The sequence below is a fragment of the Paracoccus sp. J55 genome (genome assembly GCF_000513975.1).
In the GTDB taxonomy this organism is placed as follows: domain Bacteria; phylum Pseudomonadota; class Alphaproteobacteria; order Rhodobacterales; family Rhodobacteraceae; genus Paracoccus.
In genome coordinates this window covers 15,650-32,789 of sequence record NZ_AZVA01000005.1, presented here as the reverse complement: position 1 = coordinate 32,789, position 17,140 = coordinate 15,650, and the positions used below count along the sequence as shown (strand labels likewise).

20 protein-coding genes and 1 tRNA gene are annotated in these 17,140 nt (G+C 68.8%); 12 read left to right on the top strand and 9 right to left on the bottom strand.

Annotated elements, in window-relative coordinates; genetic code table 11:
- Window positions 1-105: 105 nt before the first annotated feature.
- The 4 genes from PARJ55_RS0106555 to PARJ55_RS0106540 all read right to left on the bottom strand — a co-directional run bounded on the left by PARJ55_RS0106555 (window position 106) and on the right by PARJ55_RS0106540 (window position 2,424).
- Complete coding sequence (locus PARJ55_RS0106555; protein WP_028712300.1) at window positions 106-1,185, bottom strand: nitronate monooxygenase family protein; 1,080 nt, start codon at window positions 1,183-1,185, stop codon at window positions 106-108.
- Window positions 1,182-1,853 (bottom strand): d(CMP) kinase, encoded by a 672-nt coding sequence (locus PARJ55_RS0106550; RefSeq protein WP_156929435.1) that lies wholly within the window; start codon window positions 1,851-1,853, stop codon window positions 1,182-1,184. Before PARJ55_RS0106550 ends, PARJ55_RS0106555 begins: the two co-directional genes overlap by 4 nt.
- Window positions 1,854-1,927: 74 nt before the next feature.
- Window positions 1,928-2,003: transfer RNA gene (locus PARJ55_RS0106545), tRNA-Thr, on the bottom strand.
- A 55-nt stretch (window positions 2,004-2,058) separates the two neighbouring features.
- Window positions 2,059-2,424 (bottom strand): response regulator, encoded by a 366-nt coding sequence (locus PARJ55_RS0106540; RefSeq protein ID WP_028712298.1) that lies wholly within the window; start codon window positions 2,422-2,424, stop codon window positions 2,059-2,061.
- Between the two features lie 314 nt (window positions 2,425-2,738).
- Here PARJ55_RS0106540 and rpsB point away from each other — a divergent pair, with 314 nt between their 5' ends.
- Together rpsB and tsf are read left to right on the top strand one after the other, a co-directional pair.
- The gene (gene rpsB / locus PARJ55_RS0106535; RefSeq protein WP_084637792.1) at window positions 2,739-3,524 is read left to right on the top strand and encodes a 30S ribosomal protein S2; all 786 of its coding nucleotides are present in this window, start codon (window positions 2,739-2,741) and stop codon (window positions 3,522-3,524) included.
- Window positions 3,525-3,634: 110 nt separating this feature from the next.
- Entirely contained in the window at window positions 3,635-4,546 is a 912-nt protein-coding gene (tsf, locus tag PARJ55_RS0106530; RefSeq protein ID WP_028712296.1) for a translation elongation factor Ts, read from the top strand.
- An 89-nt stretch (window positions 4,547-4,635) separates the two neighbouring features.
- Here tsf and PARJ55_RS21565 read toward each other — a convergent pair whose 3' ends face one another.
- Entirely contained in the window at window positions 4,636-5,517 is an 882-nt protein-coding gene (locus PARJ55_RS21565; protein ID WP_084637791.1) for a LuxR family transcriptional regulator, read from the bottom strand.
- 317 nt (window positions 5,518-5,834) lie between these two features.
- Between PARJ55_RS21565 and PARJ55_RS0106520 the strand changes: the two genes are divergently transcribed.
- Window positions 5,835-6,710 (top strand): hypothetical protein, encoded by an 876-nt coding sequence (locus PARJ55_RS0106520; RefSeq protein WP_028712295.1) that lies wholly within the window; start codon window positions 5,835-5,837, stop codon window positions 6,708-6,710.
- Window positions 6,711-6,775: 65 nt separating this feature from the next.
- Here PARJ55_RS0106520 and PARJ55_RS0106515 read toward each other — a convergent pair whose 3' ends face one another.
- On the bottom strand, window positions 6,776-7,027 hold the full coding sequence (locus PARJ55_RS0106515; RefSeq protein ID WP_028712294.1) for a DUF2312 domain-containing protein: 252 nt from the start codon (window positions 7,025-7,027) through the stop codon (window positions 6,776-6,778).
- 93 nt (window positions 7,028-7,120) lie between these two features.
- Here PARJ55_RS0106515 and PARJ55_RS0106510 point away from each other — a divergent pair, with 93 nt between their 5' ends.
- The 5 genes from PARJ55_RS0106510 to PARJ55_RS0106490 all read left to right on the top strand — a co-directional run bounded on the left by PARJ55_RS0106510 (window position 7,121) and on the right by PARJ55_RS0106490 (window position 11,291).
- On the top strand, window positions 7,121-7,348 hold the full coding sequence (locus PARJ55_RS0106510) for a hypothetical protein (RefSeq protein WP_028712293.1): 228 nt from the start codon (window positions 7,121-7,123) through the stop codon (window positions 7,346-7,348).
- A gap of 1 nt (window position 7,349) precedes the next feature.
- Window positions 7,350-7,799: a D-aminoacyl-tRNA deacylase gene (gene dtd / locus PARJ55_RS0106505; protein WP_028712292.1), complete on the top strand. Its 450-nt coding sequence runs from the start codon at window positions 7,350-7,352 to the stop codon at window positions 7,797-7,799.
- A 221-nt stretch (window positions 7,800-8,020) separates the two neighbouring features.
- Window positions 8,021-9,424, top strand: a complete 1,404-nt coding sequence (locus tag PARJ55_RS0106500) for a DEAD/DEAH box helicase (RefSeq protein ID WP_230377370.1) — start codon at window positions 8,021-8,023, stop codon at window positions 9,422-9,424.
- An 83-nt stretch (window positions 9,425-9,507) separates the two neighbouring features.
- A complete protein-coding gene (locus PARJ55_RS0106495) occupies window positions 9,508-10,086 on the top strand; it encodes a thymidine kinase (protein WP_028712290.1) in 579 nt (192 codons plus the stop codon).
- Window positions 10,083-11,291 (top strand): cytochrome b/b6 domain-containing protein, encoded by a 1,209-nt coding sequence (locus tag PARJ55_RS0106490; RefSeq protein WP_028712289.1) that lies wholly within the window; start codon window positions 10,083-10,085, stop codon window positions 11,289-11,291. Before PARJ55_RS0106495 ends, PARJ55_RS0106490 begins: the two co-directional genes overlap by 4 nt.
- 124 nt (window positions 11,292-11,415) lie before the next feature.
- Here PARJ55_RS0106490 and ndk read toward each other — a convergent pair whose 3' ends face one another.
- The gene (ndk, locus tag PARJ55_RS0106485; RefSeq protein WP_028712288.1) at window positions 11,416-11,838 is read right to left on the bottom strand and encodes a nucleoside-diphosphate kinase; all 423 of its coding nucleotides are present in this window, start codon (window positions 11,836-11,838) and stop codon (window positions 11,416-11,418) included.
- Window positions 11,839-12,003: 165 nt separating this feature from the next.
- Here ndk and PARJ55_RS0106480 point away from each other — a divergent pair, with 165 nt between their 5' ends.
- The 4 genes from PARJ55_RS0106480 (at window position 12,004) to PARJ55_RS0106465 (ending at window position 15,650) form a co-directional block, all read left to right on the top strand.
- Window positions 12,004-13,851, top strand: a complete 1,848-nt coding sequence (locus tag PARJ55_RS0106480) for an ABC-F family ATP-binding cassette domain-containing protein (protein WP_028712287.1) — start codon at window positions 12,004-12,006, stop codon at window positions 13,849-13,851.
- 101 nt (window positions 13,852-13,952) lie between these two features.
- The gene (locus tag PARJ55_RS0106475; RefSeq protein ID WP_028712286.1) at window positions 13,953-14,681 is read left to right on the top strand and encodes a MipA/OmpV family protein; all 729 of its coding nucleotides are present in this window, start codon (window positions 13,953-13,955) and stop codon (window positions 14,679-14,681) included.
- 64 nt (window positions 14,682-14,745) lie between these two features.
- Window positions 14,746-15,105: an SUF system Fe-S cluster assembly protein gene (locus tag PARJ55_RS0106470; RefSeq protein WP_024845409.1), complete on the top strand. Its 360-nt coding sequence runs from the start codon at window positions 14,746-14,748 to the stop codon at window positions 15,103-15,105.
- The gene (locus PARJ55_RS0106465) at window positions 15,102-15,650 is read left to right on the top strand and encodes a sugar O-acetyltransferase (protein WP_028712285.1); all 549 of its coding nucleotides are present in this window, start codon (window positions 15,102-15,104) and stop codon (window positions 15,648-15,650) included. The genes PARJ55_RS0106470 and PARJ55_RS0106465 overlap by 4 nt, the downstream gene beginning before the upstream one ends.
- Before the next feature lie 9 nt (window positions 15,651-15,659).
- Here the strand turns inward: PARJ55_RS0106465 and PARJ55_RS0106460 are convergent, their stop codons facing one another.
- Both PARJ55_RS0106460 and hemF read right to left on the bottom strand, forming a co-directional pair.
- Complete coding sequence (locus PARJ55_RS0106460) at window positions 15,660-16,220, bottom strand: histidine phosphatase family protein (protein WP_036698116.1); 561 nt, start codon at window positions 16,218-16,220, stop codon at window positions 15,660-15,662.
- The gene (gene hemF, locus PARJ55_RS0106455) at window positions 16,220-17,080 is read right to left on the bottom strand and encodes an oxygen-dependent coproporphyrinogen oxidase (protein ID WP_028712283.1); all 861 of its coding nucleotides are present in this window, start codon (window positions 17,078-17,080) and stop codon (window positions 16,220-16,222) included. Before hemF ends, PARJ55_RS0106460 begins: the two co-directional genes overlap by 1 nt.
- Window positions 17,081-17,140 lie beyond the last annotated feature (60 nt).

Genomic DNA, 17,140 nt, shown 5'->3' with positions numbered 1-17,140 from the left:
TTGTAGATGCAGGGATAAGCGCATAAGGGTCGCGGCATACGCCCGACCCTGTTGAAGCGGCCCGTTATGGCCCCATCGCTTGCCCTGACGGGCGCGATATAGCCCTCATTCGCCGTTCTGGCAAGCGCCGAGACCGGGGAAATGCGCCCGGATCTCGCGCTCGAGCAGCGCCACAAGCGCGGCCGCGGGCATGGGACGGGCGCGCGGCGCCCCGGTTCCGGCCCATTGCGCCGCGTAATCCGAGCCGCCAGCCACCGCCTGCAGCCGCTTGGCCGCGTCATAGGTGATCGGGTAATCCGGCAGCGGCGGCGCGTCCTCGGCCTCGCCCAGCGCCGTCAGCCGGTTGGCGAGGCCGCGCGCCGGACGGCCGGAAATGGCGCGGGTCATCACCGTGTCGCCCGGCTTCGCATCGGCAAGCCGGGCGCGATAGGCGTCGTTCGCCGCCGATTCCGGACAGGCGACGAAGGCGGTGCCCATCTGCACCGCGGCCGCGCCCGCCCCGAGGCAGCGCGCGGCATCGGCGCCGTCCATGATGCCGCCGGCGGCGACCAGAGGCAGGCCCAGGTCGCGCAACTCGCGCAGCAGCGCCTCGGTCGCAAGCCGGTCGTCGGGGCCGTCGGGATCGAAGATGCCGCGATGCCCCCCGGCCTGGTAGCCCTGGGCGATGATCAGGTCGAGCCCGGCCTCGCGGATCGCCAGCGCCTCGGCCCGAGAGGTCGCGGTGGCGCCCAGGGTGGCGCCGCTGTCGCGCAGCGCGGCGATGTGCCCGGCCGGCGGCAGGCCGAAATGGAAGGTGACCAGCACCGGCCGCGCCGCCAGCACCGCGCGCAGCATCTCCTCATCTTCAAGGAAGCTGCGATAGATCTCCTCGATCCGGGCCGGGGGCTCGGCGCCGAAGCGGCGGAACTCGGGCGCCAGGTAGTCGAGCCAGCCCGCCTCGCGCGCCGGATCGGCCTGGGCGGGGCGGTGGCAGAACAGATTGACGCCATAGCGGTCCGAGCCCAGCCGCCCCTGCGTCTCGGCCATCATCGCCGCGGCCTGGGCCGCCGTGGCGGCGGCCACGCCGATCGAGCCCATCCCCCCTGCCCGGCTGACCTCGGCGGCAAGAAGCGGTGTCGCCGTGCCGGCCATCGGCGCCTGGATCACCGGCACCCGCAGATCGGAAAGCTGGAAACGCCGGTTCATGCCCTTGCCTCCTGCGCGCGGGCCCCTGCCTCCTGCGCGCGGGCGATGGCGTGGGCCACGGCCTCGTCGATGCTCATCTCGGTGGTGTCGAACAGCAGCGCATCCTCGGCCGGGCGCATCGGCGCCACGTCGCGGGCGGCGTCGCGGGCGTCTCGCTCGCGCAGCTCGGCCAGGATGCGCGCCTCGTCGGCGCCCAGTTCCAGCGCCCGGCGGCGGGCGCGGGTCTCGTCGCTGGCGGTGACATAGAGCTTCAGCTCGGCCCCGGGGCAAATCACCGTGCCGATGTCGCGCCCGTCCAGCACCGCGCCCGGCTCGGAGCGGGCAAAGCGGCGCTGGAACTCGACCAGCGCCGCGCGCACCTCGGGGATGGCGGCGACGCGGCTGGCGGCCTGCCCGGCCTCGGCGCTGCGCAGGTCGTCGCGGGCCAGGTCCTCGGGGACCAGCGCGCGGGCGGCGGCGACCGGATCGCCGCCCTTGGCGCCGACCGCGCGATAAAGCAGCCCGGTGTCCAGATGGGCGAAGCCGAAATGCCGGGCAAGCGCCCGCGCGATGGTTCCCTTGCCCGAGGCGGCGGGTCCGTCGATGGCGATGGTGAAGGGCATATCCTCGGGGGTCCTCGGGTTCTGGCGGCGGCGGCCCGGCGCAGACCTCGGTTCGGAGTCGCGCATGCCGGCCCAGCCGCGAATGCACGAGAAACCGTCAAGGATGCCGGCCGGACGGCGGCCCGTCCGCAACTGGATCTTGGTGCCGGTTGCAGGAATCGAACCCGCGACCTTCTGATTACAAATCAGCTGCTCTACCAGCTGAGCTAAACCGGCATCCTGCCCGTTCCGTAGCGCCTCACGGGCGCGGGCGCAAGCTTGGCGTGGCCGGTCAGGCGGTGACGATGCGCACCGTCTCGACCAGCCGGGCGGGGTCGAGCGGATGCGGCAGCCAGCCCGCAGCCCCGGCATTGCGGGCGCGGGTCTTGAGCTCGGGCGCGGCCGAGACCGCCATGACCAGGATCGGGATCGCCCGCAGCCGGTCGTGGCGCCGCACCGCCTCGATGAAGCCGAAACCGTCCAGCTGCGGCATGTTGAGGCCGGTCAGGATGGCGTCCGCCGGACCCGCCTCCAGCGCGGCCAGCCCCTCGGCGCCGTCGGCGGCCCGCCGCACCACCATCCCGGCCGCCTCCAGCATAGCGGCCACCTGCTCGCGCAGTTCGCTGTTGGCATGCTGGACCAGCACCGTCAGCGCCATCTCGGGCCCCTGCCACCACACCGTCGTCGTTCCATGCCGTCCTCCGAATCCGAACCGTTGCTTGCAAGATGGCGCAGAAGAATTAAGCTTCGGTTGACGCGCGTGCCCGAACCACCCGGCGATCCCTCATCCCTGCGGGTTTCTTGCGCGGGCCGGCGCATTTCCCGCCGCCGGGGCTTGCATTCGCGGCGGGAAGGGACTATTTCGCGCGCACTTCACAGGCGGGGTCGGGCCCCGGAGGGAGACATCCTTCGACGGTCCACCGGTTGGGGCTAGCCCCTGAAAGCCCCGCCAAGGCGCAAACCGGAAAGGACATGGACATGGCGCTTCCCGAATTCTCCATGCGTCAGCTGCTTGAAGCTGGCGTTCATTACGGCCACCAGACCCAGCGCTGGAACCCCCGCATGGCCGAGTTCATCTATGGTGAACGCAACGGCATCCACATCGTCGACCTGACCCAGACCGTGCCGATGCTGGACGCGGCGCTGCAGGTCGTGCGCGACACCGTCGCCAAGGGCGGCCGGGTTCTGTTCGTCGGCACCAAGCGCCAGGCCCAGAAGGCCGTGGCCGAGGCCGCCGAGAAATCGGCCCAGTATTACATGAACCACCGCTGGCTGGGCGGCACGCTGACCAACTGGAAGACCGTCTCGCAGTCGATCCAGCGCCTGAAGGCGCTCGACGAGACGCTGTCCTCGGGCGCCGAGGGCCTGACCAAGAAAGAGCGGCTGCAGATGGAGCGCGAGCAGGCCAAGCTGCAGGCCTCGCTGGGCGGCATCCGCGAAATGGGCGGCCTGCCGGACCTGCTGTTCGTCATCGACGTGAACAAGGAAGACCTGGCCATCCTGGAAGCCAAGAAGCTGGGCATCCCGGTCGTCGCCGTGGTCGATACCAACTGCTCGCCCAAGGGCGTCGACTACATCATTCCGGGCAATGACGACGCCGCCCGCGCCATCGCGCTGTATTGCGACCTGGCCTCGCGCGCCGCGCTGGACGGCATGACCGCCCAGATGGGCGCCGCCGGCGTGGACCTGGGCGCGCTGGAAGCCGGCGTCGAGGAAGAGCTGGCCGGCGAGACCGCCGAAGAAGCCGCCCAAGCCTGATTTCGGAGGGGCCCGAGCCCCGGGCCCGGCACTCCGCAAGGGGTTTACGGAACGTTCATCAGGCGGGGATAAACCCCGCCTGACGCATTGAAAAGCAAGGAGACACCCGAATGGCTATCACCGCTGCGATGGTGAAGGACCTGCGCGAGACGACCGGCGCGGGCATGATGGACGCCAAGAAGGCGCTGACCGAAACCGGCGGCGACATGCAAGCCGCCATCGACTGGCTGCGCACCAAGGGCCTGGCGAAAGCCGCCAAGAAGGCCGACCGCGTCGCCGCCGAGGGTCTGATCGGGGTGCAGGTCAAGGCTGGCCGTGGCGTCGCGGTCGAGATCAACTCGGAAACCGACTTCGTCGCCAAGAACGCCGATTTCCAGCAGCTGGTGCGCGAAATCACCGCCGTGGCGCTGGAAACCGCCACCGATGTCGAGGTGCTGCGGGCCACGCATCTGAACGGCAAGCCGGTCGCCGACGTGCTGACCGACGCCATCGCCCGCATCGGCGAGAACATGACCCTGCGCCGGATGCATGCGCTGGAAGGCGATACCGTCGTCTCTTACGTCCATAACGCCGCGGCCGAGGGCCTGGGCAAGATCGGCGTGCTGGTGGCGCTGAAGGGCGATGCCGAGAAGGCGCAGGCGATCGGCAAGCAGTTCGCCATGCATATCGCCGCGACCAACCCGGTCTCGCTGTCGGAAGCCACGCTGGACCCGGCGCTGCTGGCGCGCGAGCTGGAAGTGCAGACCGCCAAGGCCCTGGAAGAGAATGCCGCCTCGGCCAAGCCGAAGCCCGAGGCCGTGATCCAGAACAACATCATCCCCGGCCGGATGAAGAAGTTCGTGGCCGAGAACACGCTGCTGGGCCAGCCCTTCGTGGTCAATCCCGACGTCACCGTCGAGCAGGCCGCGAAAGAAGCCGGCGTCGAGATCACCGGCTATGCCCGGGTGATGGTCGGCGAAGGCATCGAGAAGAAGGAAGAGGATTTCGCTGCCGAGGTCGCCAAGACCCGCGCCGGCGCCTGATCCCGCCCCTGACGCAGAACGAAAGACGCCGGCCCCGCGGGACCGGCGTCTTGCATTGCGCGGCCCGGCTGGCCACGGCGCGGCGGCGGTCAGCCGTCGCTGTTCAGGGCCCGCTGCAGATGCCCGGGCGGATGCAGGCCCGGCGCGTGCCAGGGCTCGAGCCGCGCCCCATCCTGCAGCGATGCGGCGGAGGCCCGGGCCACCGACGAGCGGGGCGCGCCGTGATCGACAAAGATCTGCTTGCGGCTGGTAGCCAGCAGGATGGCCTGCGCCGTGGTCCTTGCCCCCAGCGCCTTGCGCGCCAGGCGCAGATGCTTCTCGACCGTGGCCGGGGTGACGTCCAGCAGCTCGGCGATTTCCTGGGTGGTGCGGCCGACCGAGATGCATTCCAAAACCTCGCGCTGGCGCAGGGTCAGCACGCAGTCGGGCTCGGCATAGGGCAGGCTCGAGAGCCGCAGATGCATCAGCCCGCTCACCGCCTCGATCATCCGGCCATGCTGCGACCAGAGCTCGTCGAGCTTGTCCTGCCGCATCCCGATCGGACCGCCGAGGATGATACCGGCGCGGATGCGCTCGACCCTGTCGCCGAGGCCGATGGCATAGCCCGCGACATGGCCGTAGCGCGCGAACAGGTCCAGCGCCCGCTCCTCGCACCGGGTCAGCCGGCCGGCCAGGCGGCGCTGGTGCATCCAGTCCCAGCTTTCGCTTCCCTGGTTGCCGACCAGCCACAGATGCATCGGCAGGCTCTCGACCAGGTCCAGCGAGACCAGCTCATGCCAAAGGTGCGGCGAATAGCTGGACAGCACGAGGCTGTCGTCACGCATCCGGTCGCAAGAAGCCTCGAGTATCCGCACCGCGCGATAGGCAACATTCGGGAAGCCCAGGTCGGTCAGCCGTTCGACATAATGTTGCCAGACGGCCTGCACCGAGCGCGCCGCAAGGATGACCTCCATGTCTTTCAGCACTTCCATGTTTTTACTGCGCTCTTTCCCCAAAAACCCTTTAGAATAAATTGCACCAGCGCCGATGCCTTTGAAATATTATTGCCAATACCCCGGACGGGATCAATGCATCAGGCAGAAATTTGCAAGGTGACGTAAGGTTAACTTATTTAAAGGAAACCTTTCAACAGATTGATCTGGAAAGACATATGGCGATTGCGCAATGACGACGGGGCAAGTCGTCCTAATTACCGAATCGCATTCCGGCCGGCCTGCAAGCAGGTGGTTTTCCTGATCCGGATTGCTGATTACTGTGCCGCCGGAAACGAGTCGGGAGTTGCGCGCGCATGCAGGTCGTCTTTCATTGCGGGGTTCACGGCACCGATCTTTACCGCATGGTCAAGACACTGTTGCAAAACCGGGACTGGTTGCTGCGCAACGGGGTCGAGCCGGTGACGCCGAACCGCCATCGCGACGTGTTCAACGAGGCGCTGAACGCGCTGAGGGGCGGCCCGGCCACGGCCGAGATGGAGCAGGTCATGCTGGACGCCATCCTGGACCTGGACGATCCGCGCCGCATCATCTGCAGCACGCCCACCTTCCTGGGCAAGGCGGCGCGGGCCATCTCGCCCGAGGGGCTCTATGTCGCGGCGGGCGAGAAGATGGCGGCGCTGGCCAATCTGTTCCCCAGCGCCGAGATCGAGTTCTTCATGGCGCTGAAGAACCCGGCCACGCTGATCCCCTTCATCCTGTCGCAGGAGGGCAGCGGCACCTATGCCGAGCTGATGGGCGGGGTCGATCCCGAGGCGCTGCGTTGGGCCCCGGCGATCCGGCGCATCCTGGCCGCCCTGCCCGACCGGCGGCTGGTGGTCTGGTGCCACGAGGACACCTCGCTGATCTGGCCCGAGGTGGTGCGCCGCATCTCGACCATGCCGGCGGACGTGCCGCTCAAGGCCGGGCTGCAGATCCTGGGCGACATCCTGCATCCGGACGGCATCCGCATGATCCGCGACGCGATGGCGCAGGAAGAGCGGCTGACCGTCAGGAGCCGCCGCCGGATCTTTGCCGCCGCGCTGGAGAAATACGCCCTGCCCGAGCAGATCGAGGTGCAGCTGAACCTGCCCGGCTGGACGCAGGACCTGGTGGACCGCATCACCGCCGCCTATGACGCCGACATGGCCGAGATCGCCGCCCTGCCGGGGATCGAGTTCATCACCCCCTGAGCGCATGAACCCGCGCATGAAAAAGGGCCGGTCGCCCGGCCCCCGCTTGCGCGCGCCTCGCGGCGTCAGGCCATGCCGAGCGCGGCCTTGTACATTTCCAGGATCGCCTCTTCCTCGGCGATGTCGTCCTTGTCGCGCTTGCGCAGCGCGATGACCTTGCGCATGACCTTGGTGTCGTAGCCGCGCGCCTTGGCCTCGGCCATCAGCTCCTTCTGCTGCTCGGTCACGTCCTTCTTTTCCGCCTCGAGCTGCTCGTATTGCTCGATGAACTGGCGCAGCTCGCCGGCGGCGATGCCATAGGCGTTGTCGTCCTGCATGTTCCGCTCCTTCGGGTTTTGGCGCGGGTCTAGGCGGTCTTGCGGGCGGGTGCAATCGCCGCTAGGCCGTCAGCGGCAGACGGAGGCGAAAACATGACGATCTGGGACGGGCTGATCTGGGGCGGAACCGCGCTGACGGTGGTCGGGCTGGTGGCGCTGGCCTGGTGCATCCTGACCGCTGCGCGGGCCAAGGCGCGGATCAACGACGATGCCGAAATGCGCGCCGCCATGCGCAAGGTCGTGGCGGTGAACATGGCGGCACTCGCGGCCTCGGTCCTGGGGCTGATGCTGGTCGTCCTTGGCATCATGCTGGGCAAGTGAGATGCGGGCGCTGATCCAGAGGGTCTCGGAAGCCGAGGTCACGGTCGAGGGCCGCAGCATCGGCCGCATCGGGCCGGGCCTTCTGGTCTTGGTCTGCGCCATGCAGGGCGACCCCGACGACGCGGCCGCGAAGCTGGCCGCGCGCGTGGCCAAGCTGCGCATCTTCCGCGATGAGGCCGGCAAGATGAACCGCTCGGTCGTGGACACCGGCGGCGCGGTGCTGGTGGTCAGCCAGTTCACGCTGGCCGCCGACACCCGCACCGGAAACCGCCCCGGATTCTCCACCGCCGAGGCGCCCGAGCGCGGCGAGGCGCTGTATCTGCGCTTTGCCGAGGCGCTGCGCGAGCTGGGCCTGCCGGTCGAGACCGGTGCCTTCGGCGCGGACATGAAGGTGTCGCTGGTCAATGACGGCCCGGTGACGATCTGGATGGATTCCGCAGAACGCGCTTGACTTTCGCAGCCCGAACCCTCATTTGCGACAAGTTGCCGCCCGCTGCCGCGTGAGCAGCCGGCGCCCTTGCGCCAAGGTCGGCACCGATTTTTCAGTTTCCCATTCACGCGGGGAGGCTGCGGGCATCACCGTATCCACGCCCGCCCCTCGCAACCAGCCGTGCGCCTTGCACGGCACCAGCCATGCGCGCCGATACGCGGGCGACCTGGCCGAAAGATGTTATGACCAACGAGACCACCCGCCCGAACCGTTCGGGCAATCCCCGCGCCCAGCAAGGCGGCAAGCCGCGTTTCCGCAACGACAAACCCAACACCAACCACCGCCGACACCGTGCAGAGCCGGAGGAGAAATTCATCCGCCGCGCCATCCCCGAGATCGACACCGCCTTCACCCGCATGGGGATCGATGCGCGCGTGGCGATCAACCTGCCGGGCCTGGGCATCGAGACGCCCTCGCCCATCCAGGAGAAATCCATCCCCGGCATCGTCGAGGGCCGCGACCTCCTGGGCCTTGCCCAGACCGGCACCGGCAAGACGGCGGCCTTCGGCCTGCCGATGCTGACCCGGCTGCTGAACATCGGCCGCAAGCCCGAGCCCCGGACCTGCCGGGCGCTGATCCTGGCGCCGACCCGCGAGCTGGCGACCCAGATCGCCGAGAACATCGACAACTATGCCGTCGGCACGCCGATCCGGCAGTTCCGCGTCGTCGGCGGCGCCTCGATCAACGTGCAGGTCCAGCGGCTTGAGCGCGGCGTCGACGTGCTGATCGCGACGCCGGGCCGGCTGATCGACCTGATCGAGCGCGGCGCCGTGGACCTGTCGCAGACCAAATACCTGGTTCTGGACGAGGCCGACCAGATGCTGGACATCGGCTTCATCCACGCGCTGCGCCGCATCGCCAAGATGCTGCCGCGCGAGCGCCAGACGCTGCTGTTCTCGGCCACCATGCCGAAGCTGATGGAGGAGCTGGCCGACAGCTACCTGAACGATCCGCTGCGCGTGGCGGTGAACCCGCCCGGCCAGGCGGCGGCCAAGATCGACCAGGGCGTGCATTTCGTCAACCAGGGCGACAAGGCGACGCTGCTGGCGGAATACCTGTCCAAGCATGTGGACGAGCTGGCCATCGTCTTCGGCCGCACCAAGCACGGCTCGGAAAAGCTGTCGAAGCTTTTGGAGAAATGGGGCTACAAGGTCGCCGCGATCCACGGCAACAAGAGCCAGGGCCAGCGCGAGCGCGCCTTGGCCAGCTTCCGCGCCGGCGACACCAAGGTTCTGGTCGCGACCGACGTGGCTGCGCGCGGCCTCGACATTCCCGAGGTGGCGCATGTCTATAACTACGACCTGCCCAACGTGCCGGAAAACTACGTCCACCGCATCGGCCGCACCGCCCGCGCCGGGCGCGACGGCCGCGCCATCGCCTTCTGCTCGCCCGCCGAGATCGGCGAGCTGCGCGCCATCGAGAAGGCGATGAAGGCCAAGATCGCCGTGGTCGGCGGCGAAGAGCCCTTCGAGGCGGCCAAGATCCGCGAACGCGGCGGCCCGGCGGGCCGCCCGGCGCAAGGCGCGGCGCGCAAGCGCCCGGCCCGGCGCCCCTCGCGCGCACCGAAAACGGCGCAGCGGGCCTGATTCCGCCGCGATACGCGCAAACGTGAGCCGCCGCCATGTCGCGGCGGCTTGCGACCCCCGGCCCGGCCCGGCTATCTCCCGGCATGGCCAAGCTTTATTTTCATTATTCCACGATGAATGCCGGCAAGAGCACGCTCTTGCTGCAGGCGTCCTACAATTATCGCGAACGCGGCATGGCGACGCTGCTTCTGACCGCGGCGCTGGACGACCGCGCCGGCCCCGGCCAGATCGCCAGCCGCATCGGCATCGCCGAATCCGCGCTGGGTTTCACCCCCGAAGCCGATCTTTTCGCCCTGATCGAAGCCCGGGGCCGCGGCGCCGCCTGCATCTTCGTCGACGAGGCGCAGTTCCTGACCGAGGAGCAGGTCTGGCAGCTGGCCCGCGTCGCCGACGACCTTGGCCAGCCGGTGATGTGCTACGGGCTGCGGGTCGATTTCCGCGGCCGGCTGTTCCCCGGCTCGGCGGCGCTGCTGGCGCTGGCCGACGACCTGCGCGAGGTGCGCACCATCTGCCATTGCGGGCGCAAGGCCACCATGGTCGTGCGCCAGGACGAACAGGGCCGTGCGTTGCGCGAGGGCGCGCAGGTGCAGATCGGCGGCAATGAAACCTATGTCTCGCTCTGCCGGCGCCATTGGCGCGAAGCGATGGGGGAAATCCGATGAAAGCCAGCAATACCGCCCGCGCCTATGGCTGGGTCGCCCGCATGTTCCACTGGACGGTCGCGGTGCTGATCCTGGCCGCCATCGCCATCGGGCTTTACGCGGACAACCTGCCCGAGGGCGGGGAAACGCAGCTGCAGGCGATCTTCACCGCCTATTCCGTGCACAAGACCGTGGGCATGGCGGCGCTGGCCCTCGCCGCGCTGCGCCTGCTGTGGACGCTGACCCAGCCGAAGCCGCGCCCGCTGCACCCCGAGCGGTGGCTGGAAAGCTTCGGCGCCGAGGTCGTGCATTGGGCGATGTGGATCGGCATGGTCGTCATGCCGCTGTCGGGCTGGCTTCTGCATTCCGCGGCGCCGGGCGGCTTTGCCCGCATCCTCTGGCCCTTCGGCCAGCGCCTGCCCTTCGTTCCCGAGGACGCGGCGCTGTCCGGGCGCTTCGCGGCCTTCCACGAATTCGGCTGGTGGCTGCTGGCCGGGCTGATCCTGCTGCATGTCGCGGGGGCGCTGAAGCACGCGATCATCGACCGCGACGGCACCATGCGCCGCATGGCCGGCAATCCCGAACGCGCGCCCGAGCCCCCGGCCGCGCAGCCCGGCCTCCTGCCGCATGTCCTGGCCGCCCTGGCGGGGCTGGCGGTCTGGGTGGGGGTCGCCTTCATCCCGGCCGACACCCCGGAGGCGCAGGAGACGCCCGCCACCGCATCCGCCCCTGCGGCCGCGGCCGGATCGGGCTGGGCGGTCGAACAGGGCGCTCTGGAGATCGAGGTCATGCAGGCCGGCAATGCGGTCACGGGGCAGTTCGGGCAATGGCAGGCCGATATCGCCTATGACCCTGAGAGCCGGACCGGGCGGGTGGCGGTCGATGTCGACATCGCCTCGCTGACGCTGGGCGCCATCAGCGACGCGGCCAAGGGACCGGATTTCCTGAACGCCGCCGCCCATCCCGCCGCGCGTTTCGAGGCCGAGATCCTGCCTCCCGCGGCCGAGGGTCAGCCGCATGTCGCGCATGGCCGGCTGACCATCGCCGGCCAGACGGTCGAGGCCGATTTGCCCTTCGAGCTGACGCTTCAGGATGATGTGGCGCAGGCCCAAGGGCAGATGCGCGTCGATCGCCGCGATTTCGGCATCGGCGCGGGCTATGCCGATGAAAGCACCGTGGGATTCGGGGTCGAGATCGGGTTCGAGTTGAGCGCGCGGCGGCAATAGGAAAGGCCTCTCGATTGGCCCGCTTTGCTTTGAGTATTTGGGAAACGGTGAAAGCGCGATGTGAGAAAAAGGCCGCCTCGATGGGCGGCCTTTTGCGATGGGTATTTGGGCGAAGACGCCGGGCTCAGCCGACCAGTTCGAGGCCCGAGAAAAAGAAGGCGATCTCGCGCGCCGCAGCTTCGGGGCTGTCCGAGCCGTGGACCGAGTTTTCGCCGACCGAGAGAGCGAATTCCTTGCGGATGGTGCCCTCGTCGGCATTGGCCGGGTTGGTCGCGCCCATGACTTCGCGGTTCTTCAGGATGGCGCCCTCGCCTTCCAGGACCTGCACCACCACCGGCTCGGAGGTCATGAATTCGGTGAGTTCGCCGTAGAAGGGGCGTTCCTTGTGCTCGGCATAGAACTGGCCGGCTTGCGCCAGCGTCAGCTGGATGCGCTTCTGCGCGATGATGCGCAGGCCGGCATCCTCGAACTTGGCGTTGATCTTGCCGGTCAGGTTGCGCTTGGTGGCGTCGGGTTTGATGATCGAAAGCGTGCGTTCGATGGCCATGGGGGTCGTCCTTTTCCTTGTTCCGGCCGCAATGGCCCGGAAATCCGCGCCCCGTTAACACGCGCCGCGGCGCTTGAAAAGCCGGCGCGGCCCCGGCCCGCGCCCTGGCAGGGGCCTTCGATGACGGCATTGACGCCCGCCGCGGCTTGCGCCATGCGGGGGCGCATGCTGCGCATCGACGACATATCCTATTCCATCGCCGGACGGCCGCTGTTCGAGCACGCCTCGGCCACCATCCCGGACGGGCACAAGGTCGGCCTGGTCGGCCCGAACGGCGCCGGCAAGACCACGCTGTTCCGGCTGATCCGGGGAGAGCTGGGCCTTGACGGCGGCGCCATCACCCTGCCGCCCCGCGCCCGCATCGGCGGCGTCGCGCAGGAGGCGCCGGGCACCGCGACCAGCGTGCTGGAGACGGTGCTGGAGGTCGACACCGAACGCGCCGCGCTGCTGGCCGAATCCGCCGATGCCACCGACGCGCATCGCATCGCCGAGATCCAGACCCGGCTGGCCGATATCGACGCCTGGTCGGCCGAGGCGCGGGCCGCGACCATCCTGCGCGGCCTCGGCTTCTCGACCGAGGACCAGGCGCGGCCGACCGCCGATTATTCCGGCGGCTGGCGGATGCGGGTGGCGCTGGCCGGGGTGCTGTTCTCGCAGCCCGACCTGCTGCTGCTGGACGAGCCGACCAACTACCTCGACCTGGAAGGCGCGCTGTGGCTGGAAAGCTATCTGCAGCGCTATCCGCATACCGTGATCGTCATCAGCCACGACCGCGACCTGCTGAACCGCGCCGTGGGCCATATCCTGCATCTCGAGGAGCGCAGGCTGGTGCTCTATTCCGGCGGCTACGACACCTTCGCGCGGACCCGGGCCGAGAAACGCGCCTTGCAGGCCGCCGAGGCGAAGAAGCAGGACGCCCGCCGCGCGCATCTGCAAAGCTTCGTCGACCGTTTCCGCGCCAAGGCCACCAAGGCCCGCCAGGCCCAGGCCCGTATCAAGATGCTGGAGAAGATGGAGCCGATCACCGCCCCGGAAGAGGCCAAGTTCCACCGCTTCGGCTTTCCGCAGCCCGACCAGCTGTCGCCGCCCATCATCTCGCTGGACGGGGTGACGGTGGGCTATGACGGGCGGGCGGTGCTGCGGCGGCTGGCGCTGCGCATCGACCAGGACGACAGCATCGCGCTGCTGGGCCGGAACGGCCAGGGCAAGTCTACGCTGTCGAAGCTGCTGGCCGGCCGGCTGGAGGCGATGGAGGGGCGGATCGCGCGATCAAGCAAGCTGCGCATCGGCTATTTCGCCCAGCACCAGGTCGATGAGCTGGAACTGGACGAGACGCCCATCGCCCATGTCCGCCGCCTGCGCCCGGACGAGCCGCCGGCGAAGCTGCGCGCCCGGCTGGCCGGATTCGGATTGATGGAGGCGCAGGCCGAGACCCGGGTGGGCCAGCTCTCGGGCGGGCAGAAGGCGCGGCTGTCCTTGCTGCTGGCCACCATCGACGCGCCGCATCTGCTGATCCTCGACGAACCGACCAACCACCTGGACATCGAGAGCCGCGAGGCGCTGACCGAGGCATTGAACGACTATACCGGCGCCGTGGTGCTGGTCAGCCACGACATGCACCTGCTGAACCTGGTCGCGGACCGGCTGTGGCTGGTCGATCAGGGCGGGGTCAGCCCCTGGCAGGGCGACCTGGACGACTATCGCCGCATGCTGCTGGCCGGCGAGGAAAAGCCCGAGCCGAAAACCGAAGCGAAGCCGGCGCCGAAACGCCCCGCGCGCGAGAAGATCCTGGAGCTGCGCGCCGAGGCCAGGCGCGCCGAGGAGCGGGTCGAGAAGCTGACCGCCATGCTGGAAAAGCTGGACGCCATCATGGCCGATCCCGCGACCTATGACGATGCGCAGAAGGCCGAAGCCTGGGGCCGCAAGCATGCCGAGGCCAGCGAGGCGATGCAGCGCGCGGAAAGCCTGTGGATGGAGGCGCTGGAGCGGCTGGAGGAGGCCGAGCGGGCCTGAACGCAACAGCGGGCCGTCATCCGCGTGAAATCCGTCAGAAGCCGCTTGCCCTGCAACGGGTTTTCGACGCAGGGTCACGCGCAATTCGACAGGGATTCGCCATGATCAGGATAGCCGCGCTCGCGCTTCTCGCCGCCACCGCCCTGACCTCGCCCGCGCTGGGGCAGTCGCTGGGGCGCGAATTCTCGGTCGATGCCGGCCTGGGGCTGAAATACGGGCCGGCATTCATGGGCTCGGACAATCTGGATGCCGCGCCCTGGTTCATCCTGCGCAACGCCGATGCCGACCGCGACCAGCCGGACGGGTTCTCGATCCTGCCCTCGCTGAACTATGTCGGCAAGCGCGACGCCGACGATCACGACGACCTGCGCGGCATGGACGATATCGGCTATGCCGGCGAGATCGGCGTGAAACTGTCCTGGCGCATGGGCGATCTGACCAGCTACGGCGCCATCCGCAAGGGGTTCGGCGGCCATCACGGACTGGTGGGCGAGCTGGGCGCGAAATACCGATTCGAGGCCAGCGACAAGCTGACGCTCTGGACCGGCGCCGAGCTGGGCCTGGGCGACGACGATTTCACCGGCACCTATTTCGGCGTGGCGCCCGGCGAGACCCGCCCCGGCCGATCCGAGCATGATCCGGACGGCGGCGCCTATATCGCCCGCGTCAGCATCGAGGCGCGCTATGAATTCATGCCCGACACGGCGGTGATGGGCCGGCTGAGCTATGGCCGCCTGCTGGGCGACGCCGGCGATTCGCCCCTGGTCGAGACGCGCAGCCAGCCCTCGGTCAGCATCGGCCTGGCACGGCGGCTGAACTTCCGCTTCTAGGCGGCACTGGACCCCGGAAGGCACAAGTCCTATATCATTGCCAAGATTCCACAGGACGCGCCGCATGAGCACCGAAAACCTCAAGGAAGGCGATCCGCTGATCGCGCCCTCGACCACGGATCACCCCCTCTATGATAGTGTGGTCGAGGCCTGCAAGACGGTCTACGACCCCGAAATCCCGGTCAATATCTTCGACCTGGGCCTGATCTACACGATCGACATCAACGATGAGAACGCCGTGCGCATCGTCATGACCCTGACCGCGCCGGGCTGTCCGGTGGCGGGCGAGATGCCCGGCTGGGTCGCCGATGCGGTCGAGCCGCTGCCCGGCGTCAAGCAGGTCGATGTCGAGATGACCTTCCAGCCGCAATGGGGCATGGACATGATGTCCGAAGAGGCCCGCCTGGAGCTCGGCTTCATTTGACCGCGCGCGAGGACATGCTGGCCGGCCTGCCCTATCATCCCGGGGATGGCGAGCTGGTGGCGATGCGCAAGACCGCGCAGGGGCTGATGCGCGACTACAATGCCACCATCATCGGCGACAAGACCCGCGCCCGCACCCTGACCCAGCTGCTGGGCACCTGGAACGGCGCGGTGATCCGCGCCCCCTTCCATGTCGATTACGGCAAGCATATCCATTTCGGCCCGGATTGCTTCGTGAATTACGGCTGTTTCTTCATGGATATCTGCGAAATCCGCATCGGCGCGCGCTGCCAGTTCGGCACCGCCGTGCAATTGCTGACCGAGGACCGGCCGCGCGACCGTGAAAGCCGCGCCCGGGGCGAGGAATGGGGCAAGCCGATCAGCATCGGCGACGATGTCTGGATCGGCGGCGGCGCCGTCGTCCTGCCCGGCATCTCGATCGGCGACGGCGCCATCGTCGGCGCCGGCGCGGTGGTAACCCGGGACGTGGCGCCGGGCGCCACAGTGGTCGGCAACCCGGCCCGGCCGCTGCCGCCGAAGGGCTGAGCGCGCCGCCTAGAAGAAGACCCGGTGCCGGCCGCGGCTGACCAGATGCAGCGCGCCCTGCATGACCGGCATCTCGGGCAGGCGCCGCAGCGGCAGGTCCATCGCCACCAGCCGCAGCATGCGCAGGGTGATGCCATGGGTGACGATCAGCGCCGGCCCGGTCAGATCGTCCAGGAAGGCGCGCACCCGCGCCTCCAACCCGGCGAAATGCTCGCCCCCCGGCGCGCGGTCATACCAGTCCAGCCCGCCGGAGCCGAAGATCGCGGGATGCGTCGCGCGCAACTCCTCCCAAAGCCTGCCGGTGAAATCGCCGATGTCGATCTCGTGCAGCCGTTCGTCTGCGCGGAAGTCCTGCCCACCGAAGACGATGCGCGCCGTCTGCTGCGCCCGCCCGGCGGTGCTGGCATAGCGCGCGACGCCGCGCAGGTCGCGCACCAGCCAAGCCAGCCGGCGCGCCTGCGCCTGCCCCAGCGGCGTCAGCGGCGAATCCAGCCGCCCCTGCATCCGCCCCTGGGCATTCCATTCGGTCTGGCCGTGCCGCATCAGGTAGAGGTCGGGCCAGTCCGGCATCAGACCCATTTCGCCATGGGTGGCAGGCTCATCAGCACCGCCTCGGGATCGTGGCCGGTCGCCAGGCCGAACTTGGTGCCGCGGTCATAGACCAGGTTGTATTCGGCATAGAGGCCGCGATGGATCAGCTGCGCGTCCTTTTCCGCCTCGCCCCAGGGCTGGGCCATGCGCTTTTCGGCCAGGGGCAGGAAGGCCGGCAGGAAAGCCTCGCCCACCGCCCGGGTAAAGGCGAAATCCGCGCGCCAGTCGCCCGTGTTCAGGTCGTCGTAGAAGATGCCGCCGACGCCGCGCGCCCGTCCGCGATGCGGGACAAAGAAATACTCCTCCGCCCAGGCCTTGAAGCGGTCGTAGTAATCCGCGCCATGCGGGGCGCAGGCTGCGCGCAGGGTTTCGTGAAAATGTGCCGTATCCTCGGCGACTTCCAGGCAGGGGTTCAGGTCGGCGCCGCCGCCGAACCACCAGGCGCCGGGGGTCCAGAACATGCGCGTGTTCATGTGGACGGCCGGCGCATGCGGGTTCTGCATATGCGCGACCAGGCTGATGCCCGAGGCCCAGAAGCGCGGGTCGGCCTCGATCCCCGGCACGCCGCGCGCCGCCATGGCCTGCCGGGCCGCGGCGGACAATTCGCCATGCACCGCCGACCAGTTCACGCCGACCTTCTCGAAGACCCGGCCGCCGCGCATCACCGACATCAGCCCGCCGCCGCCATCCTCGCCGCGCTTGGTCTCGCGGATCTCGAACCGGCCGGGCGGGGCCGAGCCGGGGCCGCGATCCTCCAGCGCCTCGAAGGCCGCGACGATGCGGTCGCGCAATTCCCGGAACCAGGCCGCGGCCTCCTGTCGCTCGTCCTGCATTTCCATGGGCTTGCCTCCGGATTCGTGAATTGCCCCGCCAAGGGGACGGGCTTATGCTTCGGTCGA